A 14,522-nucleotide genomic window follows, 5' to 3' on the forward strand; every position below is an offset into this window, starting at 1 on the left:
CCATTTCAAATATTCCTCATAATATAAGCAAAAAAGGAGGAATCTATGAAATACGGATATGTGCGGGTTTCCAGCAGGGAACAAAATATTGACAGGCAGATGACGGCTATGAAGGAGCAGGGTATTGCCAAAGAAAAGATATTTGTGGACAGGGCGACAGGAAAAAATTTTAACCGAAAAGGCTACAAAAGAATGATGCGCAAAGTAAAGCCCGGAGACGAGATTTTTATCAAATCCATAGACAGACTCGGAAGAAATTATGACGAGATCATAACCCAGTGGAAGATCATCACAAAGGATAAGGCTGTCCATATTGTCGTCATCGACTTTCCGCTTCTGGATACGAGAAAACATGTCAACGGCTTAACCGGCACCTTCATCGCGGACCTTGTGCTGCAGGTCATGTCCTATGTGGCGCAAATTGAAAGGGAAACACGCATAAAAGACAGCTGGAGGGAATCCGGGAGGCCCGGAAACGCGGCGTGCGGTTCGGAAGAAGACCCATTGCAAAGCCGGATAATTTTGATGAAGTTGCAGCGCTTTGGCAGAATGGGCAGGTAAGCCTCAGAGCGGGAGCGAAGCTTCTGAACGTCAGCCATGCGACTTTTTCAAAATGGCTGAAACTACGTGATTAAACGATTTTATATAATGAATTTGTAAAAAAAGGTAGCAGTTTTTTGCCCGCACTTCTGAGCTTTGATTTCATAAATTTTCCTCCCTTCATCGCTCATTCCGCTACATCTTCACGCGTTTGCCAAGTTTCCTTTCTCGGGACTGTCTATTAAATCAGACTTTAATTTACAGACAAAAAGGGCACGTACCCTTCCCCTTTTTTAATATTTTTTTCAGTATATCATTGAAGTAAATTAAAGTCTGACTATTATGATGTTTGTGCTAATGTTATTTGGCATGTCAGCACCTAGTATGCAAGTTTTTGCCCAATCCCCAAACAGAGGATTGGAAATCTCTCATACAGATTTAGATTTATCAAAACTGGATATGTATGAATTTAAATGCAGACAAGAGAATATGCAAGTTTTGCATACAGACTCAGGTACATTGCAACAAACTGTTGTTCCAAACGGCAAGTGGAAGAAAAGTACTGTTTTTATGCATAAGTTTAACAAGTCTGCAACACAACAAGGTTTTGACAATGTATTAGAGTTACTATTTAGCAATGCCGGAGAAATAAATGGCAGAAAAGTTAATGTAAGAGTAAAAGTTAATCATTTGAGGTTGAATCCGACACAGTATTGTGGACAGCAGGAAAATTTTAATGACCCAAATTCCGGAGTACCATTTTTGACAGTGGACCAAAACTGGGGGGATAGTGGGATTCAGCTAATGGACCATATTTATCCTGACCATCCGAACTTTAATTCCAATGTTGAGCAGGCGTTTGGTATAAGAGCAGAAGTTACTGCCACTTTGGAGTATGCAGACGGTACTCCATGTGATTTGAAATTAACTATGCAACCTACTGATATAGATGTAAAACCGGGAAATAAGTTATACAACGGTAATAAAACATCATTTTATGAGGGTGTGGGAGTGCAAAATATAAACACCGCTATTGATAAGATTGTGTATAACAACGATGTGAAAATTCAGGAACATGATTATCTAAACAATTGGCATTGGTGGGAGGCACATCCAAGTATGCCTGAAGTAGGAACCTCAGGAGTGGATGAATATAATAAAACCGGTTTTGCAATGAGGGCTAAAGCAAATAGCATTAGATTTGCTTACTACTCTGCAGCAACTAGTGGGTCATTGTTCAAATTTTACGCAGAAGTTCCTTACTATAATAATCCGGAAAAAACAGCCAAGAAGGTAGTAGATAAGAAAGAAGTACCTAAAAAAGTCGGAGAACCGATTAAATATACGGTAACCTATACAGTTCCAAGACCGGGTGTAGACATTATTGATGATATTAAAAGCTTGAAATTTACAGATCAATTCGATAAAAAGGTTGATTTTAAGAATGCTCAGGTTAAACTTGATGGACAAGTATTAAATGAAGGCACAGATTACAAGCTATCAAAAATTGAGGCGGAAGGTGTTCCACCGACTATTGAAATAGATATTATTAATAAAGCGTTGTTTGGTAGAGATAAAGCCGGGAAAGTATATGAAATCACGTACAATACTGTCACTAATAAAAAGGCTTTAGTGAAAGGCGATGACGAGGTAGTTAACTCTACTGCCAGAATGTATTTCGATAATACACCGGTTTTTGCCAATACGGTAAAAACTAAATTAATCCCTCCAAAAGGTCCTGAAAAGACTGTATTTAAGGGTGGTACAACCACAGTGATTGATGGAAAGGTGGTACAGCCTGAATCAGAGCTAACGTATGCAGTAACATACAAGAACACAACGGGAGAAGATGTAAAAGCAACTATTACAGATAAGATTCCTGCTCACACAAAGTTCGTATCCGCAGAAAATGGCGGGAAAGAATCTGGTGGAGTAGTAACCTGGAAAGCCGATGTAGCAAAAGATCAGTCCGTAACAGTTAAATTTACAGTAAAAGTAGATAAGAATGTCAACGGAGCACCAATCGATAATGTTGCAAAGGTGAATGATGGAACAAATGATTTCACAACAAATGAAACACATAATCCAACTCCAACAGGCCCTGAAAAGACTGTATTTAAAGGTGGAACAACAACAAAGATTGATGGACAGGTAGTTCAGCCTGAATCAGAGCTAACATATGCAGTAACATACAAGAACACAACGGGAAAAAATGTAAAAGCTACAATTACCGATAAGATTCCTGAGCATACAACATTTGTATCCGCAGAAAATGGCGGAGCAGAAAAAGATGGAGTAGTAACCTGGAAAGCCGATGTAGCAAAAGATCAGTCCGTAACAGTTAAATTTACAGTAAAAGTAGATAAGAATGTCAACGGAGCATCAATTGGTAATGTTGCAAAGGTGAATGATGGAACAAATGATTTCACAACAAATGAAACACATAATCCAACACCTACAGAACCTGAAAAGACAGTTTTCAAGGGCGGAACCACCACCCAAATTGACGGCAAGCGCGTCGAGCCCGGCGAAGAGCTGACCTACGCCGTTACCTACAAGAACACGACGGGCAAGGATGTTAAGGCGACCATTACTGACAAACTGCCCGCTCACACAAGTTTTGTATCGGCGGATAACGGCGGCAAAGAAGCCGGCGGCGTTGTCACCTGGACTGCGGACGTGGCCAAGGATCAGAGCCTAACCGTTAAATTCACGGTCAAGGTGGATAAAAATGTCAACGGCGCGCCGGTGGACAACCAGGCCAAAGTCAACGACGGCACCAATGATTACAACACCAACGAAACCCATAACCCGACACCGGAAGAGCCGAAGAAAGAAGTCTTTAAGGGCGGCACGACCACCAAGATTGACGGGGAAGTGGTGCAGCCCGGCGACGAGTTAACTTACGCCATCACCTATAAAAACACGACGGGCGAGGATGTCAAGGCCACCATCACCGACAAGCTGCCCCAATATACAAGCTTTGTGTCGGCGGATAACGGCGGCAAAGAAGCCGGCGGCGTTGTCACCTGGACTGCGGACGTGGCTAAGGGCCAGAGTGTCACCGTTAAATTTACCGTCAAGGTAAACAAAAAGATCAACGGTGTGCCGGTGGACAACCGGGCCAAGGTCAACGACGGCACCAACGATTATCACACCAATGAAACCCATAACCCGACCCCCAAAGAGCCGGTGAAGGAAGTGCTGAAATTTCAGTCCAACACCAAGATCGACGGCAAGCGGGTGGAACCAGGGCAAAAGATTACCTATGCGATTACCTACAAGAACACGACCGGGAAAGAAGCCGATGTGACCATCACCGACAAGATTCCCGCGCATACAAGCTTTGTGTCCGCGGATAACGGCGGCAAGGAAGCCGGCGGCGTCGTCACCTGGAGCAAGAAGGTCGCAGACGGGGATGTCTTTGTGGCAACCTTCACGGTTCAGGTCGATCGGGATGTCAACGGCAATGTGATCAAAAACAAGGCAACGGCCAATGACGGCAAAAACAGCTACGACACCAACGAGGTGACCAACCCGACCCCGACCAAACCCGGGAAAAAAGTCTTTAAAGGGAATACGGCCATCGACATCGATCACAAACGGGTAGAACCGGGTCAGGAACTGACCTACGCCGTCACCTACAAGAATACGACCGATCAAGCGGTCAAGGCCACCATTACCGACAAAATTCCCGCACACACGACCTTTGTGTCGGCGGAAAACGGCGGTAAGTATGCGGACGGCAAGGTCACCTGGACCGCCGATGTGGCCAAAGGCGCAGGCATTACCGTCAAATTTAGGGTCAAGGTCGACCAGAACGTCAACGGCGCGCCGGTTGACAACAAGGCGCGGGTCAACGACGGGACTAACTGGTATAACACGAACGAAACCCACAACCCGACGCCCAAAGAACCGATCAAAGACGTTTTTAAGCCCCAGACGACCACCAGCATTGACGGCAAACCCGTTAAGGGCGGACAGGAACTGACCTACGCGATTACCTATGAAAACACCACCGGTCAGGCCGTGAAGGCGACCATCACCGACAAGATCCCGGCTTATACAAGCTTTGTATCTGCGGAAAACGGCGGCAAAGAAGCCGGCGGCGTTGTCACCTGGACCGCCGATGTGGCCAAAGGCGGCCGCGTCACCGTTAAATTTACCGTCAAGGTCGATCCGAACGTCAACGGCGCGCCGGTTGACAACAAGGCGCGGGTCAATGACGGAACCAACGATTATGATACCAACGAAACCCATAACCCAACCCCGACCGAGCCAAGGAAGGAAGTCTTCAAGTCTGGAACGACCACCAATATTGACGGCCAGCGGGTAGAACCGGGTCAAAAACTGACCTACGCCATTACCTATGCGAATACCACCGGCGCAGAACGCGATGTGACGATTACGGACAGAATCCCGGCTTACACAAGCTTTGTGTCTGCGGATAACGGCGGAAAATTCGCGGGCAGCGTCGTATCGGGCGGCACCGTCACCTGGACTAAGAAAGTGGCAGCCGGAGAAATCTTCAGGGTTACCTTTACCGTCAAGGTAGATAACCGTCCCAACGGCGCAACGCTGACAAACAAAGCCAATGTCAGGGACGGCGTCAACGATTCCGATACGAATACGGTCAAGAATCCAACACCCAAAACACCTGAAAAGCCGGCACCGCCAAAGACCGGCGATCATACCGGCATTGGCCTGTTCATGCTGCTGTTGCTCGCGTCCGGCGGGGCCCTTGGAACGACGGCTGTCAGAAGGAGAAAAAGACAGTAAGTCAAATATGGGAAAATGATGTGAAAACATCATGGATTAAAAAACAAATGAATATTTAAATGATAAGGGATTGGTGTGCCAATCCCTTATTGTGTTTTGGGAACCTTTGTATATTTCATATGATAAATGAAAATTGAAACGAAATTTCTGAGTTAAAAAATGAGCAGATATCTTGACCTGAAAGGGAAACGATTTGGAAAATTGACCGCTTTACACAGAATAGAAGATGGCGAAAAAGGATATGCCAAGTGGCTTTGCAAATGCGACTGCGGAGGTGAAATAATAGTCGATACGAAACGTCTGCAAAGAGGCACTGTCACCAACTGTGGATGCGAGCCGAAAAAAACCGCGGGAAATGGAAGCATTGCCGAAGATTTGACCGGCAGACGCTTCGGAAAGCTTGTTGTCGTCAGGCGGGCGGAAAACAAAAACGGCAGAGTCAGATGGCTTTGTCAGTGTGACTGCGGCCATCGGGCGGTTTTCACCGCCAAACAGCTTAAGGCGGGGCAGACCACAAGCTGCGGATGCCAACGAAAGCGGCATCTTCATTACAAGAACCTGAGAGGGAGGTGGTTCGGCAGGCTCACCGCTCTTTATCCAACAGCCCACAGAGATAAAAAGGGATCCATCAAATGGAAGTGCCGCTGCGCCTGCGGCAATGAATGCCTGGTAACCGAGGACGCACTGGTGCACGGCAACACAAGAAGCTGTGGGTGCAGGAAGACAGAGGTGCAAGGAGCCGTTTTTAAGAAAGTTAGCCTGTACGAAGGGACCAGCTATACGCTGCTTAAATACAGAAATGCCATTCGCAGCGATAATGCGAGCGGCTATACGGGGGTTTATGAAAATAAGAACGGCAAATATAAAGCGGTGATCGGGTTTAAAGGAAAGGTCTATCATTTGGGCACCCATGATACCCTGCAGGCCGCTGCAGCGATGCGAAGATATGCAGAAAAAATTTTGCATCAGGGTTTTTGCGAGGCCTTTGAACGATGGAAGGTTTTAAGCCGCGGCGATCCGGCATGGGAAACAGACAATCCCCTGATTTATGAGGTTAGTTTCAAGGACAGAGAATTTGATATCACTTGCAATATCGAGGCGCTGGAAAAGGAATGGGCCGAGGAGAGGTAAGCACACATTAAAGGTTTGGAAGGTATTATTTAAAAAATATTGTTTGCAGCACAGGTGGAATTTTTCAGGCGGCGGCTTAAAGGGTTCGGATTATAAAAGCCCGCGGCAACGACCGGATGAATTCCGTGCGAGAAGGTTGTCCGCTGAGAAGAGGAGGAACCTGCTGACCGAATGGACAGAATCAGCAGGCAGCAATCGGAATGGTTGGAAAAATACAGGCAACATGGGTATCGAACGCCGGCATCCTGATTCGGTATAAAGATATTAAAGTGCTGGTGGATGGTCTTTATGACGATAAGGGCCATGTGTTCAGCAAAATGCCCCCAAGAATAGAAGAAATGGTGATGAATGGCGACGCGCCGTTTGATCATATCGATTATTTGATTTTTTCACACAGACATTTGGATCACTATTGTGAAAGAAAAGTGACCGCATATCTCAAAAAACACAGCGTCAAGCGGATTTTTCTTCCGCAGGAGTGCGTTGCGGGACGGCCGATTCGGGAATTTTTTGCGGCCTCTCAAATGGCTTATACGGCTCTTTCTAAAGCAGCGGACGAGAAAGTGTTTCATTTAAATGAGCATCTGGATTTGCAATTTCAAAAGACACGCCACTTGAGCGAGACGGAAGATGCGGTGCAGCACTTCTGCTGCCAAATGACCTTCGATAACGAGAAAAAGATTTTATTGACATCCGATATGGATTATATGCATGTCCCGTTTCAAGGAATATTGTCTGAAGAACAGGCTGTGACTTTTGTAAATCCGATGTTTATGAGCGCGATCCGCGGAAAGAAATTTTATCACGGCGAATTAAAAACGAAATATATCGCGGTTTATCATCTTCCCTTTGCGGAAGATGACGATATGAATTTGGGAAATCTGGTGAAAAATACGATTCGCCGGTGGCACAAATCTGACGGAGAGCCGGTCGTTTTTAGAGAAGTATTAGAGACAAGAACATTTTAATGGATGGCATTTCAAAGACGGCGCCGGAAAAGATGCCGCAGCCGAATAAAGAGAGGGTCAATAAAATGGCAAATAATCAGAGCACGGACAAACAGATCTGCTATTTGGAGACCGGTTCCACAGACCCGGGATATAATCTCGCCTTTGAGGAATATATTTTGCTGAATAAAAAAGAAGGTCATTACCTCTTGCTTTGGCAGAATGACAAAACCGTTGTCGTGGGTCAATATCAAAATACGATTCGTGAGATCAATCAGCGCTTCGTTGAGGAACATGGCATTCGTGTTGTCCGGCGCGCAACAGATCTTATTGCTGAAGGCGCGCTTGCCATCAAGATGGGGGCAACGCTTGATGATTTGATTGAGACGATCCATTCTCACCCGACGGTCAGCGAAGCAGTGCGTGAAGCGGCATTGGATGCAGAAGACAGAGTGCTCAACATGCCGCCGACGGGGCGTGGATAAGGGGGGCATTTTTCAATCAGACTTTTAAAGCGGGGCTGCGAAAAAGCAACGCTCCGAGAAATGGAGCAAGGTTTCCTGATGCGTCCGATGCGTGCTATCCCCCTCTGCTGTCTGTCCAGTAAAGGGGGATATGTCAGCAGATGGATTCCATTTGTTTTCATTGACTTTTCACGGGGAAATCACTATAATGAAAACAAATCAAAAGATCTCCCGGTCTTTTTTTTATGCGAAGGAATCCGGGAAGAAAAAAGAGGAAAACCATGAGCGAAGAAATGATTGTCACCCAGGAAGGCCTGGAAAAAATGAAGGCGGAGCTGGAGCAGCTCAAAACCGTCACCCGCTATGAAGTCATCGAAAAACTGCGCACCGCCCGGGGTTACGGCGATTTATCGGAAAACTCCGAATACGACGAAGCGAAAAACGAACAGAGCTTTGTGGAAGGCCGGATCAAGGAGCTGGAGCATCAGATTCATCACGTGAAGGTGGTGGAAGAGGTCCAGACGGACGTCGTCGGGATCGGCAGCTATGTCAAAGTGGCAACAGCCGGAAAAAATCTGGAATATCAGATTGTCGGCTCGGCGGAGGCCAATATCAAAGAAGGGAAACTATCCAACGCTTCCCCGGTGGGCGAAGGGCTGATGGGCTGCCAGGCTGGCGATGTGGTGGAAATCGAAGTGCCCCGCGGCGTGGTGACCTACGAAATTTTAGACATTCACCGGTAAATGCTCAAAGCCTGCGGCCTTCAAAGCGCGGCAGGGCGATCATACGATACAGGATTCAATTCACGGAGAAATTATGTCCAACAACAATCAACCGAAAACCAGCGACGTGATTCAGGTGCGCTGGGACAAATTGGCGCAGCTGCAGGCAGCCGGCCAGAACCCCTATGAGATCACCAGCTACGATGTGACCGACACGGCCGCCGAGCTGACCGACAACTTCGAAGCCCACGAAGGCCAGAACGTGAGCCTGGCCGGGCGCATCATGGCCAAACGGGGCCAGGGCAAGGTCGGCTTTTACGATCTGCTCGACAGCAGCGGCCGCATTCAGCTTTTTTTGAAGAAAGATTTGCTGCCGGATTACGATCAGATCAAAAAGGTCGATATCGGAGATATCGTCGGCATCAAGGGCGAGCTCTTTAAAACCCAGCGCGGGCAGATTTCCGTGCGGGTGAACGCCTTCACTTTGTTGTCCAAGTCACTGCAGGTGCTGCCGGAAAAATACCACGGCCTGAAGGATACGGATATCCGTTATCGTGAACGCTACGTCGATCTCATCGTTAATCCCGAGGTGCGCGACGTTTTTGTGATCCGCTCGAAAATCATCACCGAGATCCGCCGTTTCCTGGACGGCCGCGGCTTCCTTGAGGTGGAGACGCCGGTGCTCAACAATCTGGCCGGCGGCGCTAACGCCCGCCCCTTCGTCACCCATCACAACACGCTGGACATTCCGATGTATCTGCGGATTGCCCTGGAGCTGCCGCTGAAACGACTGATCGTCGGCGGTTTTGATAAGGTATATGAGCTTTCCCGCGTCTTCCGAAACGAGGGGATGGATCCGACCCACAACCCGGAATTCACCGAGCTGGAAACCTATGAAGCCTATGCGGATTACGTCGACGTGATGAATATGGTGGAAGACCTCTACCACCACCTGGCCGATAAAATTCTGGGCACCACCGATGTCGCATACGATGGTCAGGTGATCCATCTGGGTGAGCCTTTCCGCCGCGCGCGCATGGTGGATATCGTGAAGGAAGTGACTGGCGTCGATTTCGACGGGATGACGGATCCGGCCGAAGCGAAGGCGGCCGCCGAAGGTTTGGAGGTCGATGTGGCCGATCTTGACACGGTGGGCGAAATCATGGCCAAAGTCTTTGACGAAACCTGTGAGGATCAACTGATCCAGCCGACCTTCGTGACGATGCATCCGGTGGAAACTTCGCCGCTGGCAAAAAAAGACCCGGCCGATCCGCGCTATACCCAGCGTTTCGAGCTTTATATCGACGGGGCCGAATGCGCTAATGCCTTTTCTGAGCTCAACGACCCGGCGGATCAGAAGGCCCGCTTTGAAGCGCAGATGGCCAGGAAAGCCGACGGCGACGACGAAGCCCATCCCTACGATGCGGACTTTATCAAGGCGCTGGAAGTCGGCCTGCCGCCGACCGGCGGCCTGGGCATCGGCATCGACCGCCTGGTGATGCTCTTCACCGGACAGCGCAGCATCCGCGACGTGATCCTGTTCCCGACAATGAAGCCCATCGACAAGTAAAGGAAACAAAAAATCTGGTAGCCATGCGGGTTTACCGGGACACCCGGAAGGCGCAAATCCTACATCTTACATCGAATTTACATCAAGCGGTGCAGGAAAACGTGCAGAAGGGAAACAATCGTATATTTGCTATGGAAAAGCCTTGAGAAATTAACACTCTCAAGGCTTTTCTTTATTTTTGGTATTAATCACAGATTGTACCTGAACGCAGAAGTTCCCTATGCTTCCATATAGAAAGCGAAGGCGGGAGGTGCGGCATGAAGAACGGCTTTGCCGCGGTACATCTGGAATTGACTGGTGAATGGTCAGAAAAGAACTTTCCTCTGAGACCGGAGATGGTTAACGAAAAGTCCAGAAGAAATGTCTGGCGCATTGTTCGTTGTGTGGATACGAATGGAGAGCGGTCATATTATCTCGCGTGAAGGGATGCAGCTGCCCCGTTTGTGCAGATAGGCAAATTCTACAAGAAAACCATGTGCCTTGCCTGCTCAGAGCTGTTGAACAGTCTGGACGCCGGCGCGGCCACCAACATCACCAACCGGCAGCGCCGTCAGAACGTCATCAACAACTTTTCCGCCGTGGTCCCCTACGATATGGGGCTGCAGCGGAAAGAAGCCAAGGCATTCCTGGGCGATCTGACCGCCCGCGATCAGCGGATAATGCTGGGCATTCGGACGCTGACCAGGGAGAGCCTGGCGGTGTTCATGCCCTTTAAGGCACAGGAAATTCAGGATCGGGCGGCATTTACTTTGAGGAGAACGCGATCTCCCATAACCCGGTCCTTTGCAACCGGGAAAACCTTTGGAACCAGTCGACCTTTATCGATGAAGGATGTTTAATTTATTAACATTCTGGGGAACAGTTTTATAATCACAAAGAGGGTTTAGCCGTTAAAGAAAAAATTCTTGGAAACGGCTATCTTTTTTGGGCATCCAATTGTTATACATTGTAGATTAATATTTTGATAGCAGAGAAAGCAGGGGGGAGCCTGTGAATAAAGACTATGGCCTTATAAGGAAAATGCGACGGGGGGACGAAAAAGCGTTCGACCTCTTTGTGCATGAGTATTACGAAGATATATTACGATATTGTACATACCATAGCAACGACGCAGAAGATGCGAAAGACCTCACACAGGATACTTTTTTGCAATTTTTCCGGAATCTTTCTGGGTATTCACATATTGGGAAAGCCAAAAATTACTTATATACAATTGCTAGAAATCTTTGCAATAACTACCATAAGAAAAAGAAAATGCAGGTTTTAAACCACATTGAAAATGAAGGATATTCAGAGGGCATAGAAACAGATGCTATTACACAGATAACGGTACTCACGTGTTTGAATCAGCTGCCGGACGAACTCAGAGAAGTACTGATTCTATACTATTATCAGGACTTGAAACAAGCGGAAATTGCGGATGTCCTCGGAATTGGTCTACCACTTGTTAAATATCGCTTAAAAAAAGCAAAAGAGCAGATGGAAGAGCTATTAAGAATGGAGTAACCAGATGGATATCGAAAAGGTACTTAAAGAAAATCAATTAGAAGTTGTGGTTGATGAAGATGAGATTCAGGCGGTTGTTAATCACTCTGTAGATACTTTTATAAAAAGAGAGCGTGAACAGATTCTTTCTTATCATGAATTTATTTGTGAGCAGTTCCGTTTGATAAAAAAAAGGTGGTGGATTCTTCAGTTTGCTCTTCTTTGGTTGGCGTGGTATCTATTGGCAACGGGAGGAGGAGCACTTTATATTCGGCGGGAAATGGGAATCCTTGGCACATTGTTTATTATTCTTATGATTCCGGAGCTGTGGAAAAATCTTACAAATCGATGCATGGAAATTGAGAGCGCGGCCTATTATTCCGTTCAAAAAATTTATGCGGCAAGGATTATTTTGTTTGGCTTGATGGATATTCTGATGCTCACGATTTTTAGTGGAAGTGTACACTTTATCGTTGGCATCTCTCTTAGAGAGATTGTTACAGAATTTCTTTTGCCTATGACGGTTACGGCTTGCATCTGCTTTTCTGTTCTTGGAAGGCAGTACCGTAATTCGGGAATCGCGATGGTACTTTGTGTTATCTGGAGCGCAGTATGGTGGGCTATCTCTGCAAATGACTTGATTTATGCTGCAGTGGCCCTGCCGGTGTGGATGAGTATTTTTGGAATGGCAATTCTGTTTTTAATCGTTATGATTTATCGACTTCTTAGAAGTTGTAACAAATATATGGAGGTGAATTATTTTGGAGATGTCTTTAATTAATTTAACGAAAAGATATGAAAATCTTAATGTAGTAAATGACGTGAGTCTTGATATGACAAACGGTGTGTATGGTCTTTTGGGAGTAAATGGAGCAGGGAAAACAACTTTGATGCGCATGATTTGCACGCTGATTCAGCCTACGCACGGAAGTATCACGTACGATGGTAAGGATATTTTTGAGCTGAAGGAGTCTTATCGAAAAAAACTTGGTTATCTGCCGCAGGACTTTGGATATTATCCCGATTTGTCTGTATGGGATTATTTAATGTATATTGCGTCAATTAAAGGCTTGCGACCATCCTATGCAAAAAAACAAGCCGATCATCTCCTATCACAAGTCGGCTTGAAAAAAGCGACAAAAATGAAAATGAGGAAGCTATCTGGGGGGATGTTGCGCCGTGTAGGGATTGCACAGGCTATGTTGAATGATCCTAAAATACTGATTTTGGACGAGCCGACTGCCGGGCTTGATCCGAATGAGAGAATTCGCTTTCGTAATCTTATCAGCGAAATCGCTGACGAAAGGTTGGTTTTGCTTTCGACACACATCGTTTCTGATGTTGAATTTGTCGCAAATAAGATCATCTTGATGAACAAAGGAAAATTCTTTTTTACTGGAACTGCCGAAGATATTACTTCTTCCATTGATCAGAAGGCATGGACATGCACAATTTCTCGTTCCGATGTGGAGGACTATTTAAAACGGTATTTAGTGGCAAATGTAAAAACAATATTGCAAGGGGCTGAGCTTCGTATCATTGCGAGTCAGCCGCCTGTGGAATATGCCAAGGAAGAACAAATTACTTTGGAAGATGCCTTTTTATACTATTTTGGGGAGAAAGCAGGTGATGAGGAATGATGCTGAGATATGAAATGAAAAAAATTTTGAATAAGAGGTTAAATTGCGCACTGTTTATCGCCGCTCTCCTGATAGTTGTCGCCTTCGGTGTTTTTTCAATTGGCAGTTTTAACTTTGTTGATGCAAACGGGAAAACGCATAGCGGTATTTTTGCTGCAAGATCTCTTGCGGCAGATAAAAATCGTTGGCGGGGGGATCTGACACCGGCGAAATTTGCAGAAGTTGTAGAATCAGTGAAAAAAGGTAAAGGCAAGGCATCAAAACTTACAGAAGATGAGATGTATGGGAAAACAATTCAATCCAGTCAGGACATTGTTGAAACTGCTGGAAGAATGTTAAAAGGTGAAAGCAGTGACTTTGATGATTATTCTAATGCATTGCTTTCTGCAAACGCCTCCCAGGTCAATTCGATTTACGACATTTACAAAGAAAATTTGCTTGCTTCGAGCAAAGAGTATGGAACCACGCCTGAGAAAGAAAGATATTTGACAAAACAATATCAGAAAATTCGAACACCGCTCTACTATGAAGCGGCGGATTCCTGGGATACGATGTTTTTATATGTCACAACTGCCAGCTTAATTCTGTTGGTTATTATCGGGGCTATAAGCGCCGGAATTTTTTCAGAAGAATTCAGTTATAAGGCTGATTCCGTATTCTTTTCCGCGCAATATGGTAAAACAAAAGCGACGCGTAATAAAATTGCTGCCGGTCTTATTACCGCAACACTTGTTTATCTTATCGGCATTGGATTACTCTCTGCCATCTGCTTCAGTGTTGAAGGAATCAGTGGCGCGAACACACCCTATCAATTTGAATTCCCTTATGCGATCTATACGGTCTCCTGTGGTCAGATGTATGGAATTATTGTTTTGGGAGGATATATCGCCAGTCTACTTTCTGCTTCAGTTTCAATGCTGGTGGCATCCAGAACTAAAACAATGGGCATTGCGGTATGTATACCGTTCTTGTTGTTCTGCGTTTCTCCGTTTGTTGGGCGAGCATTGCCGTTTCGGACGTTTTTTACCCTTACGCCGGATCAGTTAACAAACATAGTAAACTGTGCACGGATACCATATATATACCAAATCGGGAGCGTGGTGTTTAGTCAGATTCCCTTTTTAATATTTTTTTACTTGATCATAGTGGTCTTACTATTGCCAATCGTATATAGAAATTATAATGAGGCCATTTTATAAGAAAACTCATAACAGAATCATCAACATGAACATAGATTTCTATTG

General features: G+C 46.0%; 11 protein-coding genes and 1 pseudogene. All 12 read left to right on the forward strand.

What is annotated here, in order from left to right; all coding sequences use genetic code 11:
* The first annotated feature begins 45 nt into the window (after positions 1-45).
* The 12 genes and pseudogenes from HMPREF0721_RS09490 to HMPREF0721_RS09545 all read left to right on the forward strand — a co-directional run bounded on the left by HMPREF0721_RS09490 (position 46) and on the right by HMPREF0721_RS09545 (position 14,477).
* Complete coding sequence (locus tag HMPREF0721_RS09490) at positions 46-561, forward strand: recombinase family protein (protein WP_006599517.1); 516 nt, start codon at positions 46-48, stop codon at positions 559-561.
* 336 nt (positions 562-897) lie between these two features.
* Entirely contained in the window at positions 898-5,319 is a 4,422-nt protein-coding gene (locus tag HMPREF0721_RS11570) for an Sgo0707 family adhesin (RefSeq protein WP_169310231.1), read from the forward strand.
* A gap of 201 nt (positions 5,320-5,520) precedes the next feature.
* Entirely contained in the window at positions 5,521-6,450 is a 930-nt protein-coding gene (locus HMPREF0721_RS09500) for an AP2 domain-containing protein (protein ID WP_169310232.1), read from the forward strand.
* 200 nt (positions 6,451-6,650) lie between these two features.
* A complete protein-coding gene (locus HMPREF0721_RS09505) occupies positions 6,651-7,418 on the forward strand; it encodes an MBL fold metallo-hydrolase (RefSeq protein WP_006599520.1) in 768 nt (255 codons plus the stop codon).
* Positions 7,418-7,882 carry a lipoate--protein ligase family protein gene (locus HMPREF0721_RS09510; RefSeq protein WP_006599521.1) on the forward strand — a complete coding sequence of 155 codons (465 nt, stop codon included), beginning with the start codon at positions 7,418-7,420 and terminating at the stop codon, positions 7,880-7,882. The genes HMPREF0721_RS09505 and HMPREF0721_RS09510 overlap by 1 nt, the downstream gene beginning before the upstream one ends.
* Positions 7,883-8,142: 260 nt before the next feature.
* Positions 8,143-8,604: a transcription elongation factor GreA gene (greA, locus tag HMPREF0721_RS09515; protein WP_040640037.1), complete on the forward strand. Its 462-nt coding sequence runs from the start codon at positions 8,143-8,145 to the stop codon at positions 8,602-8,604.
* Positions 8,605-8,677: 73 nt separating this feature from the next.
* On the forward strand, positions 8,678-10,153 hold the full coding sequence (lysS, locus tag HMPREF0721_RS09520; RefSeq protein WP_006599523.1) for a lysine--tRNA ligase: 1,476 nt from the start codon (positions 8,678-8,680) through the stop codon (positions 10,151-10,153).
* Positions 10,154-10,635: 482 nt separating this feature from the next.
* A pseudogene (locus tag HMPREF0721_RS09525) lies at positions 10,636-10,976 on the forward strand (VirB4-like conjugal transfer ATPase, CD1110 family); the annotation flags it as partial.
* A gap of 167 nt (positions 10,977-11,143) precedes the next feature.
* Positions 11,144-11,659, forward strand: coding sequence for an RNA polymerase sigma factor (locus HMPREF0721_RS09530; protein WP_006599527.1), 516 nt, complete (start codon positions 11,144-11,146; stop codon positions 11,657-11,659).
* A 4-nt stretch (positions 11,660-11,663) separates the two neighbouring features.
* Positions 11,664-12,419, forward strand: a complete 756-nt coding sequence (locus HMPREF0721_RS09535) for a hypothetical protein (protein WP_006599528.1) — start codon at positions 11,664-11,666, stop codon at positions 12,417-12,419.
* Positions 12,406-13,278, forward strand: coding sequence for an ABC transporter ATP-binding protein (locus tag HMPREF0721_RS09540; protein ID WP_432680438.1), 873 nt, complete (start codon positions 12,406-12,408; stop codon positions 13,276-13,278). The genes HMPREF0721_RS09535 and HMPREF0721_RS09540 overlap by 14 nt, the downstream gene beginning before the upstream one ends.
* A complete protein-coding gene (locus HMPREF0721_RS09545) occupies positions 13,278-14,477 on the forward strand; it encodes an ABC transporter permease (protein ID WP_040640473.1) in 1,200 nt (399 codons plus the stop codon). Before HMPREF0721_RS09540 ends, HMPREF0721_RS09545 begins: the two co-directional genes overlap by 1 nt.
* Positions 14,478-14,522: the final 45 nt, after the last annotated feature.

The organism is Pseudoramibacter alactolyticus ATCC 23263 (assembly GCF_000185505.1).
GTDB lineage: Bacteria > Bacillota > Clostridia > Eubacteriales > Eubacteriaceae > Pseudoramibacter > Pseudoramibacter alactolyticus.